Source organism: Sulfurimonas sp., from assembly GCF_029027585.1.
GTDB lineage: Bacteria > Campylobacterota > Campylobacteria > Campylobacterales > Sulfurimonadaceae > Sulfurimonas.
Genome location: NZ_CP093397.1, coordinates 789983 through 811382 on the forward strand (window position 1 = coordinate 789983; position 21400 = coordinate 811382).

Annotated in this window: 21 protein-coding genes and 1 tRNA gene; 12 read left to right on the forward strand and 10 right to left on the reverse strand. The window is 31.2% G+C overall.

What is annotated here, in order from left to right:
- Positions 1–6 precede the first annotated feature (6 nt).
- Genes MOV50_RS04115 through ffh form a run of 11 tightly spaced genes read left to right on the forward strand, consistent with a single transcriptional unit; the run spans position 7 to position 10944 of the window.
- The gene (locus tag MOV50_RS04115) at positions 7–777 is read left to right on the forward strand and encodes a 4-(cytidine 5'-diphospho)-2-C-methyl-D-erythritol kinase (protein ID WP_321779138.1); all 771 of its coding nucleotides are present in this window, start codon (positions 7–9) and stop codon (positions 775–777) included.
- A gap of 47 nt (positions 778–824) precedes the next feature.
- Positions 825–1244: a hypothetical protein gene (locus MOV50_RS04120; RefSeq protein ID WP_321779139.1), complete on the forward strand. Its 420-nt coding sequence runs from the start codon at positions 825–827 to the stop codon at positions 1242–1244.
- A 2-nt stretch (positions 1245–1246) separates the two neighbouring features.
- Positions 1247–1699: an SsrA-binding protein SmpB gene (smpB, locus tag MOV50_RS04125; RefSeq protein ID WP_321779140.1), complete on the forward strand. Its 453-nt coding sequence runs from the start codon at positions 1247–1249 to the stop codon at positions 1697–1699.
- Positions 1699–2553 (forward strand): M23 family metallopeptidase, encoded by an 855-nt coding sequence (locus MOV50_RS04130; RefSeq protein WP_321779141.1) that lies wholly within the window; start codon positions 1699–1701, stop codon positions 2551–2553. The genes smpB and MOV50_RS04130 overlap by 1 nt, the downstream gene beginning before the upstream one ends.
- A gap of 13 nt (positions 2554–2566) precedes the next feature.
- Positions 2567–3160, forward strand: a complete 594-nt coding sequence (locus tag MOV50_RS04135; RefSeq protein ID WP_321779142.1) for a tetratricopeptide repeat protein — start codon at positions 2567–2569, stop codon at positions 3158–3160.
- Positions 3160–6174 (forward strand): caspase family protein, encoded by a 3015-nt coding sequence (locus tag MOV50_RS04140; protein WP_321779143.1) that lies wholly within the window; start codon positions 3160–3162, stop codon positions 6172–6174. The genes MOV50_RS04135 and MOV50_RS04140 overlap by 1 nt, the downstream gene beginning before the upstream one ends.
- A complete protein-coding gene (locus MOV50_RS04145; protein WP_321779144.1) occupies positions 6174–6896 on the forward strand; it encodes a Nif3-like dinuclear metal center hexameric protein in 723 nt (240 codons plus the stop codon). The genes MOV50_RS04140 and MOV50_RS04145 overlap by 1 nt, the downstream gene beginning before the upstream one ends.
- Before the next feature lie 24 nt (positions 6897–6920).
- A complete protein-coding gene (locus MOV50_RS04150) occupies positions 6921–7634 on the forward strand; it encodes a zinc ribbon domain-containing protein (RefSeq protein ID WP_321779145.1) in 714 nt (237 codons plus the stop codon).
- Between the two features lie 3 nt (positions 7635–7637).
- Positions 7638–8804, forward strand: coding sequence for a lipid IV(A) 3-deoxy-D-manno-octulosonic acid transferase (gene waaA / locus MOV50_RS04155; protein ID WP_321779146.1), 1167 nt, complete (start codon positions 7638–7640; stop codon positions 8802–8804).
- A gap of 1 nt (position 8805) precedes the next feature.
- The gene (locus MOV50_RS04160; protein ID WP_321779147.1) at positions 8806–9540 is read left to right on the forward strand and encodes an RNA pseudouridine synthase; all 735 of its coding nucleotides are present in this window, start codon (positions 8806–8808) and stop codon (positions 9538–9540) included.
- A gap of 48 nt (positions 9541–9588) precedes the next feature.
- Positions 9589–10944 (forward strand): signal recognition particle protein, encoded by a 1356-nt coding sequence (ffh, locus tag MOV50_RS04165; protein WP_321779148.1) that lies wholly within the window; start codon positions 9589–9591, stop codon positions 10942–10944.
- A 23-nt stretch (positions 10945–10967) separates the two neighbouring features.
- On the opposite strand, the gene MOV50_RS04170 is transcribed toward ffh, so the two are convergent.
- From MOV50_RS04170 to MOV50_RS04195, 6 genes are all read right to left on the reverse strand, one after another.
- Positions 10968–11051, reverse strand: a tRNA-Leu gene (locus MOV50_RS04170).
- Positions 11052–11124: 73 nt separating this feature from the next.
- Positions 11125–11439: a F0F1 ATP synthase subunit C gene (locus tag MOV50_RS04175; protein WP_321779149.1), complete on the reverse strand. Its 315-nt coding sequence runs from the start codon at positions 11437–11439 to the stop codon at positions 11125–11127.
- 152 nt (positions 11440–11591) lie between these two features.
- Positions 11592–12941 (reverse strand): DUF1007 family protein, encoded by a 1350-nt coding sequence (locus MOV50_RS04180; RefSeq protein WP_321779150.1) that lies wholly within the window; start codon positions 12939–12941, stop codon positions 11592–11594.
- A gap of 53 nt (positions 12942–12994) precedes the next feature.
- Positions 12995–13810, reverse strand: coding sequence for a metal ABC transporter permease (locus tag MOV50_RS04185; RefSeq protein ID WP_321779151.1), 816 nt, complete (start codon positions 13808–13810; stop codon positions 12995–12997).
- Complete coding sequence (locus MOV50_RS04190; RefSeq protein ID WP_321779638.1) at positions 13804–14538, reverse strand: ABC transporter ATP-binding protein; 735 nt, start codon at positions 14536–14538, stop codon at positions 13804–13806. Before MOV50_RS04190 ends, MOV50_RS04185 begins: the two co-directional genes overlap by 7 nt.
- A gap of 4 nt (positions 14539–14542) precedes the next feature.
- Positions 14543–15403 (reverse strand): metal ABC transporter solute-binding protein, Zn/Mn family, encoded by an 861-nt coding sequence (locus tag MOV50_RS04195; RefSeq protein WP_321779152.1) that lies wholly within the window; start codon positions 15401–15403, stop codon positions 14543–14545.
- A 107-nt stretch (positions 15404–15510) separates the two neighbouring features.
- On the opposite strand from MOV50_RS04195, the gene MOV50_RS04200 reads away from it, so the two are divergent.
- Positions 15511–15906, forward strand: coding sequence for a Fur family transcriptional regulator (locus MOV50_RS04200; RefSeq protein WP_321779153.1), 396 nt, complete (start codon positions 15511–15513; stop codon positions 15904–15906).
- A 47-nt stretch (positions 15907–15953) separates the two neighbouring features.
- Here MOV50_RS04200 and MOV50_RS04205 read toward each other — a convergent pair whose 3' ends face one another.
- From MOV50_RS04205 to MOV50_RS04220, 4 genes are read right to left on the reverse strand one after another with little or no spacing between them, the layout of a single operon-like run.
- On the reverse strand, positions 15954–18125 hold the full coding sequence (locus MOV50_RS04205; RefSeq protein WP_321779154.1) for a polyribonucleotide nucleotidyltransferase: 2172 nt from the start codon (positions 18123–18125) through the stop codon (positions 15954–15956).
- Between the two features lie 2 nt (positions 18126–18127).
- Positions 18128–18778: a phosphoribosyltransferase family protein gene (locus MOV50_RS04210; RefSeq protein WP_321779155.1), complete on the reverse strand. Its 651-nt coding sequence runs from the start codon at positions 18776–18778 to the stop codon at positions 18128–18130.
- 3 nt (positions 18779–18781) lie between these two features.
- Positions 18782–20947, reverse strand: coding sequence for an LPS-assembly protein LptD (locus MOV50_RS04215; RefSeq protein WP_321779156.1), 2166 nt, complete (start codon positions 20945–20947; stop codon positions 18782–18784).
- Positions 20940–21389 carry an RDD family protein gene (locus tag MOV50_RS04220; RefSeq protein ID WP_321779157.1) on the reverse strand — a complete coding sequence of 150 codons (450 nt, stop codon included), beginning with the start codon at positions 21387–21389 and terminating at the stop codon, positions 20940–20942. The genes MOV50_RS04215 and MOV50_RS04220 overlap by 8 nt, the downstream gene beginning before the upstream one ends.
- Positions 21390–21400: the final 11 nt, after the last annotated feature.

A 21400-nucleotide genomic window follows, 5' to 3' on the forward strand; every position in this document is an offset into this window, starting at 1 on the left:
CATATTATGAAAATCTACAAAGCTTTTGCTAAAGTCAATATCTTTCTAAAAATAACAGGAATGAGAGGTGATTACCATGAAATCATCTCAAGATTTATGAAGGTAAATTCTCTTTATGATGAACTCTCTTTTAGAAAAAAAACTACAATCGACTTTGAGATAATTGGAGATTTTTCTTGTACAGTAGAGCAAAACACCATATATAAAGCCTACAAAGCCCTAAAAGAAAGCATAAAGTCTGACTCTTTAGAAAAACTAATGCAAAGCTACGCCATTAAAGTTGAAAAAAAAATTCCTGCTTTTGCTGGTTTGGGAGGAGGAAGTAGTGACGCTGCTACTTACCTTCACATGTGTAATGAAGTTTTACATCTAGGACTTAGCCAAAATGAATTAGCATCTATTGGTTCAAAAGTTGGAGCTGATGTAGCATTTTTTATCTACGGATATGAAAGTGCAAATGTTAGTGGAATCGGCGAGATAGTAGAGCAATATAAAGAAGATATACTTGATTTTGAAATTTTTACTCCAAAAGTAGAAATCAGTACTCCAAAAGTTTACAAAAGTTATAGAGAAAACTTTTATGCCCCGATAGATGCCACTGAAATAGAAAAATTAAAAAACATGAGCTCATTATATGTCTTAAATGAGATAAAAGCAGATGAAGCAAACGACCTGTTTAAACCTGCTCTTGAAGAATATAAAGAATTAAAAAATCACTACAAACAGGGATATTTTTTCAGTGGAAGCGGAAGTAGCTTTTTTAAGTTACTAAGCTAAAAATTACGCTACAATAAAATATAAAATTTATAAACAGTAGGTAAAAAATGAAAAAAATAATAATCACTAGTTTAGTTGCTCTAACTATCTCCCTTAGCTCTTTGTCTGCATACGACTTAAAATCAAATATGTTACTTTTAAATGCTGAACTAAGAGATGTTCAACAAGGTTTTATTTCAAGTGATAAGCAAGGGGTAAAAGAAGCCATTGATAAATTTGCTAAACATGCAGAGGAACTTCTTGGAAACAAAGACAACTTTGCAAAAATGCTTCCAAAAGATAAAAAAAACAAGGCTAAAGAAGCTGTAATGAGTGCACAAATCATCGCTCATAATGTTCAAATCATCAGAGATGCAATAGACAATAAATATGGCCAATCTGGACAAATCAGAAGAGAAGAATCTCAAAGAGCATATACATATATAGAACATGCTTGTTTTCGCTGTCATAACATAGTTCGTGACTAAACATGGGTGAAACAGTAGCAAAAAATAAAAAAGCCTACTTTGACTACTTTTTAGAAGAAAAATTTGAAGCTGGTTTAGTACTTCAAGGAAGTGAAGTAAAAGGTATTCGAGCAAATAGAGTAAATCTCAAAGATAGTTTTATTCGTTTTGTTCAAGGTGAAGCATTTTTATTTAATGCTCATATTGGAAGACTTGAAACTACACATCATTACTATACTCATGAAGAAAGAGGTAGCAGGAAACTGCTTTTACATAAAAAACAGCTACAAAAGATGAAAACTGCAGTTGAAAAAGATGGTTACACCATAGTTCCTCTTCAGTTATACTTTAATGCGAGAAATCTTGTGAAAATCCAAATTGCCATCGCAAAAGGCAAACAGCTTCACGACAAAAGACAAGACTTAAAAGCTAAAGATATGAAACGGGATATAGCTAGGGCGATGAAGGATTACTAATGAGATATTTTTTTCTTTTATTACTTTTAGCATCTACACTTTTTCCTTTTAACATAGATATATACACCTCTGAGATAGCAAATGGAAAGACCACAGTTTTAGAGTTTAAAAAAGAAAAAAACATACAATATACTAAAGTTGTTTTAGCCAAAAAGAATTATAAAATCTACCAACATCCCTCAGATGCAAAAAAACTATATTCTTTAATCCCAATAAACTACTATAAAAAACCCACAAATTTAAAAGCTAAGGTTTTTTATGAAGAAAACGGAAACATAAAAACTAAAACTTTTTTTTTTAAAGTCATAGATGGGCAATATAAAAAAGAAAATATAAAAGTACAAAAATCTAAAGTAACTCTAAATAAAAAAGATAAAAAAAGAGCTTCAATAGAGTATAAAGAAGCAATGAGTATTTATAATCACGCAACAAATAAAAGTTATATTTCTTCAAAATTTATCACTCCGATGCAGAGTAAAATAACAAGCTCATTTGGAAAAGCTAGAGTTTATAATAACACTTTAAAAGGTTATCATAGCGGAACAGACTATAGAGCAAAGATAGGAACTCCCATAATTGCTAGTAATTCTGGAAAAATCGTTTTAGTAAAAGATAGGTTTTATTCAGGTGGAAGCGTTATAATTGATCATGGGCATGGCATCTACACTTGCTATTATCATATGAGTAAATTTAGCATAAAAAAAGGTGCTTTTGTAAAAAAAGGAGAAGTAATTGGACTTTCTGGAGTTAGCGGAAGAGTAACAGGACCTCATCTACATTTTAGTGCAAGAGTTGGTGGAGAGCAGGTTGACCCACTTCAACTTATAAAGTTAATAAATAAAAATCTATTTTAATCAAGGATAAACAATGTCAGTATTTCAACTTCTAATGCTTGGAGCCTCAGCTTTTTTTGCATTTAAAATTTATGAACATATACAAACACTTCAAGACCCAGAAGGTGAAGGAGAAAATTATACTCAAGATGAAACAAAAAGTGCAAATGCTTTCTCACCTTTTGACCCAGAAGCTTTAGTACAAAAAGCTGACGAGGCTTTTGAGGAAAAAGATTTTCAAAGAGCCTTAGCACTTCTTAATGAAGCCGATTCTAAAAAACCACATGATTCAGAGATTTTATTTAAAATGGGCTATATTCTTCATCAAACAAATGATAATGATGAAGCGTTAAACTATTATAAAAAAGCTCTTGAAGTAGATAAAGAAAATGAATTTATTCATAACTCAATGGCTAGCATCTACAAAGATAATGGGGAATTCACATCAGCAAAATTACATCTACACGCTTCTTTAGAGATAGACGATAAGAATGCAATAACTTACTATAACTTTGGAAATCTTTTTTCTGAGATGAAACACTTAGAAGAAGCAAAAGCAATGTATGAAAAAGCATTAGAAATTAATCCTGAATTTACTCAAGCAAAAGAAGAGTTAGAAAAATTATAATGAAAAAGATTATATTCTTAATCATTGTATGGGTAAACTTATTTTCACAAACTGGAGCTATTTTAAAACTTGATACAAAAGGTCACACAGGTCTTATAAAAGACATTATTATTTCTAGAGATGAAAGTGAAATCATAACTGCAAGTGATGATAAAACTATACGGGTCTGGGATGCTGTGTCTGGAGTAGAAAAAAGAAAGATTTTAGGGCAAATAGGAAGTGGTTCTGAAGGTATGATATTTGCAATGGCACTAAGCCCTTATGATAAGTATCTTGCCGTTGGTGGTTACTTTGACAACACTCACGCTTCTTCAAACCTTAAACATGGACAAATAAGAATATATGACTATCAAACAGGTAAAATCATAAAAATATTAAAGTCACACGAAAGTGTTGTTTTTGATTTGGGCTTTTCAAGTGATGGAGAACTGCTTATATCAGGCTCAGATGATGACACAGCAAAAATTTGGGATGTTTCAAATAATTTTTCACTAAAAGATACAATCACTTTTCACAAAGATGCAGTAAAAGGTGTAAAAATTATAAAAAATGGCAGTTCTTATTTTGCAATAACATCAGGATATGATTATAAAATAGCTCTGTATGATATACAGGAGCAAGAAATTATAAATAGTATTTCTATTGATAAAAGACTTAAATATATCGCTACGACGAACGCTAACGGTGGACATATTGCATTTACTGGAAAAGCTAAAGCTATATATATATATGATTTTGATTTAGAACTAATTAAAGTTATAAAAAGCACTAATAAACCTGTAGGACTCGCTTATAGCAAGGATGGTAAATTTCTCATTACAGGCACAGGTAAATCACCAAGAGTGGTAAGAGTATATGACGCGAGTAATAATTACACCACAGTAAGCTCATTTAAAAAACACAACAATACAACTATAGCAGTAGCATTTTTAAACAACAAAACTGCTGTAAGTGCTGGGGGAAACAACAGTGAAATATACATTTGGGATATAAAGACACGAAAAGTAAAAAGAAAAATATCTGGCGTTGGACAAAGAGTTTGGAGTGTTGGTTTAAAAGGCAATAAAATTGCTTGGGGAACAAAACCTGATATATCAAAAACAAATAAAATGTCTACATTTACAAAATCAATAAATCTAAAAAATTTTAAAATATCAAAAGATACGAGAAACTTTAAAAGAAATATAACGACAAATGGAAGCTACTCTTTAAAACATATTAAAGGTGGCGATTATGGCTATAACGGTGGAACTTTACAAATAAGAAAAAATGGCAAAATAAAAAAAACTATAACAAAGAACTCAACAAATGGTTTTAGACATAGATGCTATGGTTGGTATAAAGATTATATCATAAGTGGTGGAAATAATGGCGACTTACGAGTTTATAATAAGCAGGGTGAAAATGTAGCAACTCTCGTAGGTCACACAAGTACAGTTTGGTCTATATCTATTGATGGAGATAGACTAGTAAGTGGAAGTGGAGATCAAACAATAAAACTATGGGATTTAAGTAAACTAGATGAGATGAAAGGTTCTTTAGTAAAGTTATCTTGGTTTAGCACTAAATGGCACAAATGGATATCAAAAAACTACCCAAACTATAAACTCCAAAACGAGAGAGATGTAAGAAGATTCTACAACAAACTTATAGAAAATAATGATAATAATAATGCTAAGAAACTAATAGCAAAAACTAAAATCCTAGAACCAATCCTAAATATCTTCGTAAGCAAAGATAACGAATGGGTAGCATGGACAAAAAGTGGTTACTTTAACTCCTCAGTAGGTGGAGATAAATATGTAGGTTATCATATAAATCAGGGAGCAAATAAAGAAGCAAGATATGTAGGAAGTGATAAATACTTTAATACTCTATATCGTCCAGATATAATCTCTCTTGCTATTCAAACTGGTAGTGAAAAAAAAGCTATCGCTTACGCAAGTAGAACTAAAAAAGTTAAAACTATAAATATACAAGAATCTCTTCCTCCTGTTATAAGTCTACTTTCTAACTCAAATATAAGAACTAATAAAAAAGCTATAACCATTAAGTTTAGTGTGGATAGTGACAAACCAATAAAAGATATCATAATCTTACATAATGGTGAACGCCTAAGTAAAAGAGGAATAAAAAGAAAACAAAGTAATAACTATAAAAGTATAACAATAGAGTTAGATAGTGGAGAAAATATCATAAGCATAAAAGCAAGAAATAAATTTGCTATGAGTGATGAAGTTCTAGTCTATGCAACAAAAACCTCAAAAACTAAAAATATATATAAACCAACTCTATATATGTTAAGTATTGGGGTAAGTAAATATAAAAATCCTGAGTATAACTTAGGTGTTGCAGATAAAGATGCAAAAGCTATGGCTAAAATGTTTAAAAAACAAGAAGGTAAGATATATAAAAAAGTTGTAGTTAAAACTCTTATAAACAAACAAGCTCATAGTGATAATATACTTGATGGTCTAGACTGGATAGATAAAGAGGCAACAAGTAAAGATGTTGTTATTATCTTTATAGCAGGGCATGGAGTAAATGATGAAAAAGGTTCTTACTACTTTTTAAGTCATGATGCAAACTTAGATAAACTAAGAAGAACAGCAGTTAAATGGATAGAGATAGAAGACACAATAAGTAACCTTCCATCTAAAGTTATACTTCTTGCAGATACTTGTCATAGTGGAAACATTACAGGAACTAGAAGAGATATAACAAGCGCTATTAAGAGTATCATTAATTCTGGTAGTGGTAGTATTATCATGACAGCTACAACAGGAAGTGGATACTCTTATGAAAAAAAAGAGTGGGGACATGGTGCTTTTACAAAGAGTTTTATAGATGGACTTGATAAAATGAAAGCTGATTATGATAATGATGGAACAGTAACTATAAAAGAGATAGATTTATATATTACCACTAGAGTTAAAAAACTCACTAATGGTAAGCAAAAACCAACTACTATTATGCCTAGGTCTGTTCCTGACTTTGCTATTGGAGTTAGGTAATGAAAATTTCACAAATATACTCGTTTTTAGATGAACTCTCTCCGTTTGAACTACAAGAAAGCTGGGATAACTCAGGTTTATTACTTGGAGATTTTAATCAAGAAGTAAAAAAAATAGTTTTAAGCATAGATGTTGATGAAGAACTTATTGACTCTATGGACAACGACACTCTTTTAATAACGCATCATCCTATTATTTTTGGTGGATTAAAACAACTAGAATTTAATAAATACCCAGCAAATCTCATTCAAAAAATGATACAAAAAAATATTTCTAACATTGCGATGCATACAAATTTTGATATAACGCATCTAAATGATTATGTAGTAAAAGAAATTTTAGGCTATAAAATTTCAAATAAAGATGGATTTATTACTTACTTTGATGTGGATATAGAGTTTGATGAATTTGCAAAAAAAATATCATCAGTATTTGGTCTTCCTCATGCAAAATGTGTAAAAGGAGCAAAAAGCTTAAAAAAAGTAGCTTTAACAACAGGCTCTGGATGCTCTTTGATAAAAAATGTAAAAGCAGATTGTTTTTTAACAGGAGATGTCAAATACCACGATGCTATGGAGGCTAAGAGCATTAATTTGTCACTTATTGATATAGGACATTTTGAAAGTGAACGCTTTTTTTCACAAATTTTACATCCTTATTTGAAAAATTTAGGTTTAGAAGCTATAATTGCATCATCAAAGAACCCATTTACATACATATAAAGTATAAATCCTAAAGGAGATTGATTGAATCAACATCTTAAACAACTAATAGACCTCTCTCATGTAGATAAAGAGATAGATGCATTTGAGCCACAAATCGAAGAAGCAAACTCTAAATATGAAGCTGCATTAGCAAAAAAGAAAAGTATCGATACTGATATTGAAAATCTTACTAATGAAATCAAAGATGAGCAACTTAAAAAGCATAAAAATGAACTTCACTTAGCAGAACTTTCACAAAAATTGGAAGACAACTCTAGAAAAAGTGGTGAAGTTAAAACTGAGAGAGAAATGAAATCTCTTCAACTTGAAGAAGAAATAGCAAAAGAACAAGTAACTTTTGCAAACGAAGAGATAGCAAGACTAGAAAAAATTATTGAGTCTAAAAAAGAACAAGTTGAAGTTGCAAAAGTTTCTCTTGATGAGATAGATGCAAATCTTGAAACTGTAAAATCTGAAGTTGATAAAAAACTAGAAGTAATCAATAAAGATAGACAAAAAGTATTTATACAAAAAGAAAAACTTTTAGGTTCTATAAACCAAAAAGGTCTTACTTTTTACCAAAAGATTCGTCGTTGGGCTAGAAACACTACTGTTGTACCAGTTGAAGATCAAGCTTGTATGGGTTGTTATATGACAATTAATGATAAAATTTATGCAGATGTTATAAAAGCTGAAGACATTACAACTTGTCCACACTGTGGTCGTATTCTTCATGTGGTAGAATCTAACGAGTAAGGCTTGAAGCCATTTACAGCACTTTACTATATTTTAAGTGTTGTGCTATATGTTGTAGCACTTCCACTTTTAATATACCTTTCCTTTAAATCAAAATACAAAGAATCAATCCCTTCTCGTTTTTTTCTTTTAAATAACCCTTCTTTTAAAGATGAAGATGGAGTTTGGTTTCATGTATGTTCACTTGGTGAAGCAAAGGCATTAAAACCTTTACTTGAGCTTATAAATGGCGTAAAGATTAACATAACAACCATAACACATACGGGACAAACAGAGGTAAAAAAGTATAAGGCTGATGTTAGGTATTTACCATATGAGATGCTACTTCCTTTTTGGATAAAAAAGCAAAAATTACTTATAGTCTTAGAGGCTGAGTTTTGGTATATGCTTTTTGTAGTAGCAACTTCTAAAGGAACTAAAGTAATTCTTCTAAATGCTCGTATTTCAGATAAAAGTGTAAAAAAATACTTGCAATTTACTTGGTTTTATAAAAAGCTTTTAGCTAATGTAGAGATTATTTATGCTCAAAGTGAAGTGGATAAAAACCGTTTTATCGCTTTAGGGGCAAAAAATATTGAAGTGATTGGTAATATAAAGTTAGCCGCAAAAGTTATAAAAACAAAAGATTATAAAAAACCTTTAGTTCAATGCATTGTTGCAGGGAGTACACATGAAGGCGAAGAAGAGTCGATTTTAAAATCATTTGTAAAGTATAAAAAAGAAGTAGATGCCAAACTAATTATAGTACCTAGGCATCCAGAAAGGTTCCAAAGCGTTTTTAGCACAATGAAAAAATATGCTGATGAAAACTCACTAAGTTTATCAAGGTTTTCTAATACAAATAACTTTGACTCTGATTTAGTTTTAGTAGATGCTATGGGCGAGTTAAACAATATCTATGCGATAAGTGACATAGCTATACTCGGTGGTGCTTTTAGAAATGATGTTGGTGGACACAATCCACTAGAACCTGCTTTTTTTGGCTGTAAAATAATTACAGGAAAGCATTTTCACGACCAAAAAGAACTTTTTAAATATGTTCATCATGTTCAATATGTAGATGCACAAAAAATAGATGAAGCACTCTTTGCATCTAAGGACTTGCCTCCTTCAATGGTAGAAGAAAAAATAAATTTAAAACCAATAATAAATAAAATACTAGGAAAATAAAATGGCAAATGAAAAAGCATATAAAATCTTAGCCTTACAAGAAGGCGTATCAAATAATCAAGCTAAATCTATGATAGATAGAGGTTTAGTTTATGTTGGAAACAAAAAGGTAATCATCGCTCGTGGAGAGTTAGATGCTAAAACTAGTTTCAGAGTTCAAAAAATAGAAAAAATGAAACCTATTTTTGAAAATGATGATATTATAGTTATAGATAAACCAGCTTATGTAAACTCCGATGAGATAGAAAGGCAACTTAAACCTGCTGTATTACTACACAGACTTGACCGTGAAACTAGTGGCGTTTTGATGCTTGTAAAAGATGAAGACTTTAGACAAAAAGCGATAAAAGAGTTTAAAAAAGATACTGTTTATAAAGAGTATATCGCGTGGGTTGAAGGTATCATCAGTGAGCCAATAGAAGTTGATAAACCAATACTAACTCAAAGAAAAAACAATAAAGCATACTCAAATGTTTCGGGAAAAGGCAAACCAGCAAGAACTGAGTTTTTTCCAGATATTGTAAGTGCAAATAAAACAAAAATTAAATGCATCATTCATAATGGTAGAACACACCAAATAAGAACACATCTACGCTATATAGACCATCCAATAGTAGGTGATGAGCAATACGGTGGAAGACGCGCTAAAAGAGTTATGCTTCATGCTCACAAAGTTAGGCTACTAGGTATGGAGTTTATAGCACCAGAGCCTAAAATATTTGTTGATTTTCAATAGTTTTGCTATAATCCAAAAAAATTTACACCAATTTAAGAAGGTATTTTTATGTTTGACTCACTAACAAGTTCATTTACAGCGGCTATCAGAAAAATTCGTACATTTGATGATGATAAGGCACTAACAAAAGCACTAAATGAGCTTAAAAAATCACTCTTAAAAGCAGATGTAAATCATAAAGTAGTTAAGCAGTTAATTACTGATGTTCAATCTCAAACAAGAGAAAATGGCATCGGAAAAGACCAGTTCTTAGATGCACTAAGAGCTACACTTTATGAACTCTTAGAAGTAGGTGGGAACAAAGGCTTTATCTTTGCTCCAAATCCTCCAACTGTTATACTTATGACAGGACTACAAGGTTCTGGTAAAACGACTACAACTGGTAAACTTGCAACTTATTTAAAAAATAGACAAAAAAAGGTTCTTATAGTTGCCGCCGATTTACAGCGTCTAGCAGCAGTTGAACAACTTCGCCAAATCACTACTCAAATAGAAGTAGAACTTTTTGAAGATGAAACACTTAAAAATCCAGTTGATGTTGTAAAAGCTGCTCTTAAAAAAGCAAATGATGGCATCTATGATGTTGTGCTTATCGATACAGCAGGTCGTTTAGCGGTAGATGATGAACTAATGAATGAGCTTGACGCTGTTAAAAAAGCAGCAAATCCAAGTGAAATATTTTATGTTGCTGATTCAATGACTGGTCAAGATGCAGTAAGAACTGCCACAAGCTTTAAAGAAAAAATAGGCATCGATGGCGTAATACTTTCTAAATACGATGGAGATGCTAAAGGTGGTGTAGCTCTTGGTCTTTCATCCCAAGTAAGAGTTCCTCTAAGATTTATCGGTAACGGTGAAAAGATGGAAGATTTAGAAGTATTTATACCTGAACGAATCGTAAATCGTCTTATGGGCTTTGGTGACATTGAAGGGTTAGCTGAAAAAACTGCAAATATCATAGATGAAAAACAAGCTAAAAAGCTAACTGCAAAAATCAAAAAAGGTAAGTTTAATTTCAATGACTTTTTACAACAGATGGAAAGTATGAAAAAAATGGGTAGCATGAAGTCTATCATAGGAATGATGCCAGGTATGGGAAATATGTCAAAAGCTCTTAAAGATTTTGATATGGAAAACTCAAGTGAACTTAAAAATATAAAGTCAATGGTATCTTCTATGACAATGAAAGAGAGAGAAAATCCAGACCTACTAAATAACTCTCGTAAACTTAGAATCGCAACAGGTTGTGGTTTAACTCAAGCAGAGATAAACCGTATGATTAAACAGTTTAAAAACGCTGGTAAAATGGCTAAAAAGTTTTCAGGCAAAAAAGGCATGCAAGACTTACAAGCGATGATGGGACAAATGGGTGGTCCTGGAGGAATGGGAGCTATTCCTAGATAATATCGTTAGTGTTAATTTGAAAATGGTGCGACCGGAGAGATTTGAACTCTCACACCGTTAGGCACAAGCCCCTCAAGCCTGCGTGTCTACCGTTCCACCACGGTCGCAAAAAAATAAGTAAAAAAAAAGCTTAACCCGAAAAACGAGTTAAGCTTGAGGTATATTTAGTTTAGTCTAAGACTAGCCTAAATATGGGTTAGCGTAAAGTGCGATTAGTGCAATTACTAGTGCATAAATAACTTGTGCTTCAATCATTGCAAGAGCAATAAACATTGTAGTCATAAGTTTAGCACCAAGACCTGGGTTACGAGCAGTACCAGCGATAGTAGCAGCAGCAGTATGACCCATACCGATAGCTCCACCAAGAGCAGCAAGACCAAGACCAAGACCAGCAGCTATCATAGAATAAGCTTTAAGTGTTTGATTAGCAACATCACCATCAGACGCGAATGCAGCAACAGAAAGTGCTACTAAAAGAAAAAGAATTTTTTTCATATAAATCTCCAATAAATTATTACAATATCGTTCGGATAGCGTAACGCCATTTTTAACATGGCGCAACCGATACATAAATGCAACGATTTCCCTACTAGAAATTGATGGCGAATTATACTAAAAAAGTAATAAAAATGAGTTTAAACAAGATATTATGCGATTAATAAAAATAATCCTAGTAAAAGAATTATGCCTAAACTTGCGTATTCTAAATATTTTTTTAAATTATCATTATAGTTTGATGTTTTCTTACGAATTGCAACACTTATTAGAGCAGACAAAAATATGATTGTGCTCATTCCTAAACTCATTACAAATGCAGATAAAAACCCCGCATAATAAAGTCCAAGAGAAAGAGAAAATATAAAAATTGTCACAGTTCCAGGACATGGAATGATTCCAGCGGATATTATGAGAGCCATATCTGTTGAATTGTTATCCACTTTACATGAACTACAAGAACATGTTGAGACATGAGGATTTGCACTAAAGCTGTATTTGGCTGCATTTTGGATTTTCTTATAAGCTTTATATTTATTATATATGAGATAAAGAGCTATACTAATAATAACTAGTGCTGATATTTTTGTTGTGTAATATAAGCTTTCATCTATAAACTTAGCCAAAAATGTGTCTACAATGTAATATATTACTAGAGTAAGTAAGAAAGCTGAAAATGTATGAACAATCCCTATAGCTAATGATATAAACAAAGCTTTAGAATATGAACGATCATTTGATAAAAAATAGCTTCCAACAAGTGTTTTACCATGACCTGGTCCTAAAGCATGAATAGCTCCATAAATATAAGCAAAAAATAGCAAAAGCGTATATGTAAAAGGATTTTTTTCATCTTTAATAGATTCAAATAGAGACTTAATCTTACTTATACTACTTTTGAGTAAATTTTCTTGAATAGTTTCTATTTTGCTATATTCTTGTTTTAAAGGTTCCGTAATTTTTACTTTATGCTTCTCCTTTACTATTTTTACCTCTTTTTGTATTTTATCTAATGAAGAATAGCTAAAAAATATAGAAGCAGTAAAAAGATATAAATTCTTTTCATAATAAAGTTCACTTGAATGAACATCAATAGATGAAGTCATAAAGTTAAAAAACGATTCATCATCTTCAAATAAAAACGATAACATCATCTTCTCTTTTATCTCTAAATCTAAATATGCTTCATAAGAAAATAAAAGAATATTATCTATCATTTTTATATCAAAATTCTTATACTCTGCTCTTATAACTGAGCTATAGTTATCTTCATAGTTTGCATACTGGATTTTTGTTAGCATCTGTTTAGGAACTAGGTAGTCAAGTTTAGCTTTTAATACACTATTTAATTCATCTTTATCAAGTTTAGCATTCTTATTTTTGTCATATTGCTTTACAATCTCATTTGAATAAATATCAGAAAATTTCCACTCTACATGAATATTTGTAAGTTTTTTATTTTCTACAATTAAATCTATATCTACTTCAGCAGAAGGAATCATTAGCTGACATGTGGCACAACCAAAAAGAAGCGTTTGAAAAATAAGAAAATAACTTAATATAAATTTTTTAATTTTAATTTTGATCCAATCATAAAAATAATAAGTGAAAATGCCGACACCAAAATTATAGATGCACCAGATGTTAAATTATAACTATATGATAACCAAAGACCAACCATTGTAAAGAAAGTAGCAATAAACCCTGAAATCAACATCATAGAATAAAGTGAAGAAGATAAATTTTGAGCTATATATATAGGAATAGTAAGTAAAGCAATAACCAAAATAAGTCCGACAATTTTTATGGTAACTACAATAGTCAATGCAGACAAAATAAGTATAAGTGTATAGTAAAACTTTACATTTATACCACTTAATGCAGCATATTCACTATCATAAGATACAGCTAAAATATCACGATACTTAAATGTAACAACAAAAAGTATTATGACAAGCAAGAAGCTCATAAAATATAAATCATCACTATTTACTGCTAAAATAGAACCAAAAAGATAACTCATTAAGTCGACATTATATCCCGGTGTTAAGTCTACAAAGATTATCCCTATTGCCATTCCAACAGCCCAGATAAGTCCTATAAATATATCTATTTTTTCTCTTTGATTGATAGTTACAAAGGCCATAAATAGTGCTGCAATAATAGCAAAAATAGCTGTTCCTAAAAATATAGGTATTCCAGTAAAAACAGCTATTCCAATTCCTCCATAAGCGGCATGTGCAATTCCACCAGCTAAAAATACCATTCTGTTTACTACGATAAGTGAGCCAATTATTCCAGCTGCAAAACTAACTAACACTCCAGAGATTAAAGCATTTTGTATAAACTCATAAGATAAAGCTTCTAACATTTACATCTCCCAAGCATCTGCAAAAGTTCCACTTCGCAGATATGATTATTACTTGTTTTAAACTCTTTTTTCAAAAAACTTAAATCATGATAAGAGAGTTTTTTATTTACATGTGCAACTTTAGTGGCATAGTCTAAAATAACTGATAAATCATGACTAATAACTATAACGGCAACTTTTTTACTTAACTCTTTTATTAACTCATAAATTTTCTTTTGACCTTGGGCATCTATGCTTGAAGTTGGTTCATCAAGTAAAAGAATTTTTGGGTTAGAATAAAGTGCCCTAGCTATCATTACTCGTTGACGCTGACCACCTGAGAGTGAGGCTATTTTTTTATTAGCATAATCTTGCATTCCAACTTGTTTGAGTATCACTATTGCATGATTTACTTCCTCTTTTCTGTAACCAAAAATAGAAGATTTTTTAGAGTCACCTCCCATCATAACAACTTCTATTACTTTAATTGGGAAGTTCACATTTATATTAGTGTTTTGTGGGACATAACCAATACTAGTCATATTATTAGAAGGTTTATTTAAAAAGTTTATAGAACCATTTTGGATATTATTTATACCTAAGATAAGTTTCATTAGAGTACTTTTTCCTCCACCATTTGGACCAATGAGAACTAAAAAATCTTTATCATAAACATTAAGGTTTATCTCTTGTAAAACCAATTCTTCAGCATAAGCAAAAGAAAGATTCTTTATCTCTATTACTGGTATATTTTCATTTTTTTGCAATTATTTTTGCCATGTTAATTAAATTTAGAGACCAGTTGGCATCTAATGGAGAGATTTTTTCTACACTTACCTTAGCCTCTTTTGCAATTATTTGAGCACTTTTATCAGAAAATTCAGGCTGAGTAAAAATAACTTTTATATTCTCCTCTTTAGCCTCTTTTATAATCATAATCATCTCTTTTGCTTTTGGTTTTTTACCATCTACTTCAACAGCTATCTGTACAAGATTATAATCATTTGCGAAATATCCCCACGAAGGATGAAAAACCATAAACTTACTCTTTGGTTTTATATCTCTTAGTGCATGTTTTATCTGTTTATCTGTATCTTCAATCTCTTTAATAAAATCATCCAAATTTGATTTGTAAGATTGTTTATTTTTAGGGTCTAATTCTACTAAAGCTTTATAAATAGTATGTGCCATAATAGATACATTTTTAGGTGAAGTCCAAGTATGCGGGTCAGTTGCATCATGATGTTTTTCTTCTTCGTTATGATGCTCGCCGTCATGATGATGTTCACTCATTTGTATTTTTGGAACATCAGAGCTAATATTTACAATTTTTAAATTAGCATTTTGTGATTTAAACCTATCTATCCAAGTCTCCTCAAATTTAACACCTATGCTAAAGTATATATCAGCTTTTGATATCACTATCATTTGTGATGCTTTTGGTTCATAAGAGTGTGGCGAACTTCCTGGTTTTACCATTACAGTTATATCTACCATCTCTTTTGCAATTTTTTGTACAAAAGTTTTTTCTGGAAGGATACTAACAACTATGGCAGGCTTTGCAAAAGCAATAGCATTAAAAAGTATAAAAACTAACAATATGATTTTCTTCATCTGGATACCTTGTAATTAAATTTACCTGAAATTGTACTAGCATAGAACTTAAATGCAACTTAGTCGCATTTAGATTTACTAAAGATTTAAAATGCTAAAATACAACTATGCAAATCACAAATATTATTGAAGAAAAAAACTTAAAACTCACATCTGCGCGTAAAGAGCTTTTAGAAATACTTGACAGAGAAAAAAGACCTATATCATTTGAAGATATAAAGCATAAAATAAATATGGACAAAGCAACATTTTATAGAAATATTTCAAAATTTGAAAGTAATTCTATTGTTAATAGTTTTGAGTCAAATGATAAGAAGAGATACTACGAAATACAAGGTTCTCCTCACTCTCATTTTATCTGCAATACTTGTAATCATATAGAATGTTTAGAAAATACCTTACCCACAAAACTTGAAGGGTATAGTGTTTCAGATGTTATTTATAAAGGTCTATGTAGGAGTTGTAATGAGACAAATTTAGAAAATATTATTATAACAAAGTAGATGGAGAAAAGAGTATTTCCATAGACAAATACTCTTTTAAAAAAATTCTAAGCACGACCTAAAGAAATTTTATTTCCTTTAAATTCTAATATTTCAACTGTAATTTTTTCACCTTCACTTAAAACATCACTTACTTTTTCAACTCTTTTATCAGAAATTTTAGAGATATGAAGAAGTCCATCTGTTCCATCAGGAAGACCTATAAAAGCTCCAAAATCAACTATCTTTTTAACAGTACCTTCATACTTGTCGCCTACTTGGTATTTGATTTTCTCAATCTTTGGAGCATTAGCGATTCCTTCAATATGCTCTCTTGCTCCTGAAACACCAGTTTTATTTTTACCAGTAACTTTTACTTTTCCATCTTTTTTATCAATATCTATAGCAACTTCAAACTTTTCTATTATTTCACGAATAACTTTACCAGCTTGACCAATAACTTCACCAATCACACTTGGGTCTATATGAAAAAAGTCTGTACTTGGTAAAACTCCGTCATTAAATTCTATCTTTGACTCAGCATCTATCATTATGTCAATAATATGGCTTCTACCCTCTTTTGCTTGATAAAGTGCTTCTTTTAAAATATCTAAAGAAATTCCACCAAGTTTAATATCCATCTGCATTGCAGTGATTCCATCTTTAGAACCTGTCACTTTAAAGTCCATATCTCCATCATGATCTTCAAGTCCCATAATATCCGAAAGAATAGCATACTTATCACCATCGCTAACCATACCCATAGCAATACCTGCAACAATCTCATTTGTGTCTATATCTGCCGCTTTTAGAGCCATATAACCGCCACAAACTGTTGCCATTGAAGATGAACCATTTGATTCTAAAATTTCAGAAACCATACGCACTGTTTGACCATCTAAATCAACTATCGGCTCTAAAGCTCTTTTAGCTAGATTTCCATGTCCTAACTCTCTTCTTTTCGTACCCAAGATTGGAGAAGCTTCTCCTACACTAAAACCTGGAAAGTTATAATGAACCATAAAGTTTTCATTTTGAGTTCCATCGTCAGTAAGGCTTTCAAACATTTGTGCATCTTTTGAATTACCCATAGTTAAAACTACTAAAGCTTGAGTTTGTCCACGAGTGAATAAACATGATGAGTGAGCTTTTGGTAAAATATTTGTATCTATGGTTATTGGTCTAATTTCTGTTAAACTTCTTCCATCTGCACGGACTCTTTCATTTAAAATTTGAGAACGAACTTGCTCTTTTTTTACTTTTTCTATCGCATCTTTAAGTTCTAACTCATCCCACTCATCTTTTACAAGAATAATTTTTTTTCTAAGTTGTCTAAGTGCAGTTGAACGCTCACTTTTAGCCATTTGATTCATAGCATCTGCAATATCCCCTAGATGCTTATCTCTTAAATATGTAGCCATCTCTTCATTTAGTGAGTGAGCTTTATAATCAAGTTTTGGTGTTTCTTTTTTGTAAGGTGCGAATGCATTCTCATATTGAGTATTTGTTGCAAAAAGAAGTTCTTGTGTTTTTTCAAAAATATTTATAAGTTCATCTTCAGCTAATGCATTTGAAGTATGTACTGATATACTTGGCAGACTCATAACTGGGTCTATCATTGGGTCGATTACAAAGTTATCTTGAATTTGCTCTTCATTTGAAGAAAGTGAACGCATCTCAATCATCAAAAGGTCATCTTTTGTACCAGACAAGTACAAGTCAAGCGTTGAGTTTTTAAGCTGTGAAAGAGTTGGATTTAAAACTAACTCTCCATCTACTTTTGCTGCACGAACAGCACAAACTGAAGTGTTGATATCTATATCTGAGATATAAAGAGCAGCAGATGCTGCATTTAATGCTAAGACTTGTAAGTCAGCATCTGAACCTGCACTAAATACCATTATAGTGATTTGAGTTGGATGCCCAAAACCTTTAGGAAAAAGTGGGCGAAGAGAACGATCAACTATACGAGATGTTAAAGTTTCAAAATCACTCGGTTTTGTTTCTCTCTTGAAAAATCCTCCTGGAATCTTTCCAGCTGCATATGTTTTTTCAATATACTGAACTGTTAAAGGTAAAAAATCTTCTTTTACTATCTCTGTTTCATTTATAACAATTGTTGCTAAAATAACACTATCGCCAGACTTTAACCAAACAGCACCATTCGCTTGTTTTGCAACATCACCAAACGAGTAATCTTCTACTCTATTTTCTAACTCTAAATTTACATCATATTTCATTTTTAATCCTCTAAGTATTTTTCTAATTTTTCTTCATCAACAATTTCTAACTCTTCGTAATAAAGAGTTGTTTCTACATAATCACCTATATCATGTAAAAAGAATATCTCATCAGCATATGGCTCAAGTAACTCTAGCGTATCTTTTGGTAAAACTGCTACGGCAATATAAACAGCTTTTGGCTTCATAGCCAAAATAGTTTTTATTGCAGTCATCAGTTTTAAACCTGATTCACTTCCTTCATCAATAAGCATAACAATTTCATTTTTTACACTAAAAAAAGGTCTTCCTTTTCTATACTGGTAAACATAACTTAAAATCTGTTCTTCATGCTTTCTATGAGCTTCTCCATAAATATAATCATAGCCTATATCAAATGCTTTTACTAACTTCTCGTTTATGACTATCTCTTCTCTTTCACTTACTCTAGCAACTTCACATGTATCATTATTTGGAGCCATTATAGACTCTGAAAAAAGAAAGTCTATCTTATTAGGAAGTTTTTTTCTTATAAAGTGAGCTAACTCTAAACCACCACTTGAAACAGCCACCATCTTCCATGATTCTTCTTTAAGCTTTTGCATTGGCAGTATATCAATTAGTTGGTTAGCTGCGTCTTGTCTATTTTTAAGTATATGTTTGTACTTTTTCATCACTTAAAGTCCTTGCATTGTTTGTGGTAATTTATAGTCAAAAAGTGGAGCACCACCAGATGCCATCATCGGTTTCAGATTTACTGTAAAATAGATATATCTATCATAAATGGAACTTGAACCAGTTTCATTTAAGATAGGTCTATTATTTTCAACATATCTCAAACCAAAATCCCAACATCTTTTTTTATATAAAAACCCGATTTCAGCACTTTTCTTTAAACCACTCTCATAATCATAATTATATCTTAGATTATACGAATAATGTTTATTATAATCATAAGTTGCACTTGATGTTATGTAACTTGTGTATGGAGTAGTGTCTGAAGTGGGCTGTAAAAATGTATCTTTGTAAAGATGCGAAAGAGAAACATTAAATCCATTTCCATTGTAAGAAACTTGATTATACATTTTTGAAAATGAATTTTCATCGTAATTGTAAAAAAAGTTATTATAAAATTTTATACTTTTTGTGATCTGATAATCTAGTTCATTTTCAAGTTCTCCAACACTACTTTGTGCCTTATCATAAGAGATACTTTGAGCAACTCTATGGTAAATTATTTGAGAGCCTGTTGTGTCATAAAAATACTGAGTAAAATCAAGTTGAAGTTGCTCTTCAATATCACTAATATTATAAAATTCACATCTTTTTAAGCCTTGATTTGCAGGGTCGGAACAAAAATTTTGGTTATCTTCATAAAAACCATCTCTTGATTCTGCCCCACCTGTCGTATATCTTGTACCAAAACCAGCAACATGTGTAAAACTATCAAAAGCACGACTCACTTGGGTAGATGCTGAGAATATATGATAATTTCTAGCAAAATATCCGTTATTATACTCTCCACTAACAACCTCTTCTGTTCCACTAAATTTTGAATACTGAGCATAAAAATAAGCTTTGTAAGAAACATTTAAATACTCGTCAAACAACTCTGTTTGAAGTGTTATGGGGATATTTAAATCTGTTTGTGTTACATGTTTTCCAACTTCTCTGTATATATTATTAGCTTGCATATCAACATTATATATTAAGTGGTCCCCAAAAAGTGTATCTAAATAACGATGGTACTGGAATGTAGGAATCTTCTGTAGAGTTGCTTCATTATTTACTTCTGCTAAATCTTGATAGTATTTAAAATAGGTTCCAAAATAATTATCTTGTGTATTGTAAAAAATATTTATTCTTGAAAGAACCTGTTTTGATGTTATATTATCAGTTGTATCATTTGTTGAAAGATTTATATAATCAACATCATTCATACCATTTACATCCATATATAAGCTAGACTGACCTTCAAAACTTGTGCCAAACCATTGGTTTATTACATCTGTATTGCTATAAAGAAGGTTATATCCATAGTGCGTGTCGTGTGCTAAATTTTGTTGTACAAAATAATCATCTTTTTCTGCAAAATAACCAGTCTTAAACTCACCCTTTGAAACTTTTGAATCAACAAATCTAAATACTGAATATCCTCCTGCTCCACGGTTTGTTCTGATTTGTGGCTTTAACTCTAAATCCCACCAACTTTGTTCTGCAATGTAGATAGGTTGTTCATAGTAAAAGCCTTCTATATCCGAGATTCCCATAGCAGGAGAAAGAAGTCCTGATCTTCTTTTTGTATCAAGGGAATAACCAAAATATGGGGAATAAAAAACAGGTATATCATAAATAAAAATTCTTGCATTAAATATATGCAACCACTTAGTGTCTGAGTTATATGAAGTAGATGAAAAGTGCATCTTCCAAAGTGGGTCACTTGGATTACATCCACTTAAAACTCCAGACTTTATACTGAAGTCTTTGCCTTTTGCGCAACCCTCATCAGCACTCATCCAAACTTGTGAACTTTTATCAAGCATAAAAAAAGGTTTAAATATTCTCTCTTTTTTTGCTATATTTAATTTCGCATACTTTCCTAAAAGTTGATACTCTTTACCCTGATTTGCACGAACATTTTCAAAAAGTTCTAACTCTCCACTTTCCCTATTGTAAACAGCTCTATCTGCACTTAAAAAATAATCTTTATATACAACGGTAACTCCCCCAGATGCATTAACAATATTTTTTGAAGACTCCATTTTTGTTGCATATATTTCAACTTTTGAATCTGCTAAAAGATAAGTAGTTAAAAAAACAACTAAAGCGAGGAGTTTAAGCATCTACAACCAAGGTTCGTGCTGTTTTATCATGCCAAGTTTGTCGTTCTGGATTAAGTAGTCCCCATAAAAAACCAAGATAAAAAATCATCTCCGATATAACACGAAAGATAGAACGATTTAAAGCGACTATGACATTTGGCGTTTGCATACTTTTTACTTCAATGACTCTTATTTTCATAAGGATTTTTCCAAGAGTCGCCCCGTATTGCATAACAAAAAAAGCTTGGTAAACAATCTTCATAAACATATATTCTAATACAAAAGTATTTGTTATACCTATCAACTCTTCCATAGTTTGCGCACTTTGAAATGAATCCCATAAAGCAAATACAAGTAAAAAAGAAAGTAGCATTTCATCTACAAAAAATGCCATTGCTCTTTTTTTATTTTGTGCTAAAACGATTCCTTCACGGTAAAGATTTTTCTCTATTTCTTCATTCACTAAAATTTTCT

What these genes read in the sequence shown, in the direction of transcription:
- MOV50_RS04160 (WP_321779147.1), top strand. Translation starts at nt 8,806, where the DNA reads ATGGCAAATGAAAAAGCATATAAAATCTTAGCCTTACAAGAAGGCGTA.
- MOV50_RS04195 (WP_321779152.1), bottom strand. Translation starts at nt 15,403, where the DNA reads ATGAAGAAAATCATATTGTTAGTTTTTATACTTTTTAATGCTATTGCT.
- MOV50_RS04120 (WP_321779139.1), top strand. Translation starts at nt 825, where the DNA reads ATGAAAAAAATAATAATCACTAGTTTAGTTGCTCTAACTATCTCCCTT.
- MOV50_RS04215 (WP_321779156.1), bottom strand. Translation starts at nt 20,947, where the DNA reads ATGCTTAAACTCCTCGCTTTAGTTGTTTTTTTAACTACTTATCTTTTA.
- smpB (WP_321779140.1), top strand. Translation starts at nt 1,247, where the DNA reads ATGGGTGAAACAGTAGCAAAAAATAAAAAAGCCTACTTTGACTACTTT.
- MOV50_RS04175 (WP_321779149.1), bottom strand. Translation starts at nt 11,439, where the DNA reads ATGAAAAAAATTCTTTTTCTTTTAGTAGCACTTTCTGTTGCTGCATTC.
- ffh (WP_321779148.1), top strand. Translation starts at nt 9,589, where the DNA reads ATGTTTGACTCACTAACAAGTTCATTTACAGCGGCTATCAGAAAAATT.
- MOV50_RS04180 (WP_321779150.1), bottom strand. Translation starts at nt 12,941, where the DNA reads ATGATTCCTTCTGCTGAAGTAGATATAGATTTAATTGTAGAAAATAAA.
- MOV50_RS04200 (WP_321779153.1), top strand. Translation starts at nt 15,511, where the DNA reads ATGCAAATCACAAATATTATTGAAGAAAAAAACTTAAAACTCACATCT.
- MOV50_RS04205 (WP_321779154.1), bottom strand. Translation starts at nt 18,125, where the DNA reads ATGAAATATGATGTAAATTTAGAGTTAGAAAATAGAGTAGAAGATTAC.
- MOV50_RS04140 (WP_321779143.1), top strand. Translation starts at nt 3,160, where the DNA reads ATGAAAAAGATTATATTCTTAATCATTGTATGGGTAAACTTATTTTCA.
- MOV50_RS04185 (WP_321779151.1), bottom strand. Translation starts at nt 13,810, where the DNA reads ATGTTAGAAGCTTTATCTTATGAGTTTATACAAAATGCTTTAATCTCT.
- MOV50_RS04145 (WP_321779144.1), top strand. Translation starts at nt 6,174, where the DNA reads ATGAAAATTTCACAAATATACTCGTTTTTAGATGAACTCTCTCCGTTT.
- MOV50_RS04135 (WP_321779142.1), top strand. Translation starts at nt 2,567, where the DNA reads ATGTCAGTATTTCAACTTCTAATGCTTGGAGCCTCAGCTTTTTTTGCA.
- MOV50_RS04115 (WP_321779138.1), top strand. Translation starts at nt 7, where the DNA reads ATGAAAATCTACAAAGCTTTTGCTAAAGTCAATATCTTTCTAAAAATA.
- MOV50_RS04130 (WP_321779141.1), top strand. Translation starts at nt 1,699, where the DNA reads ATGAGATATTTTTTTCTTTTATTACTTTTAGCATCTACACTTTTTCCT.
- MOV50_RS04210 (WP_321779155.1), bottom strand. Translation starts at nt 18,778, where the DNA reads ATGAAAAAGTACAAACATATACTTAAAAATAGACAAGACGCAGCTAAC.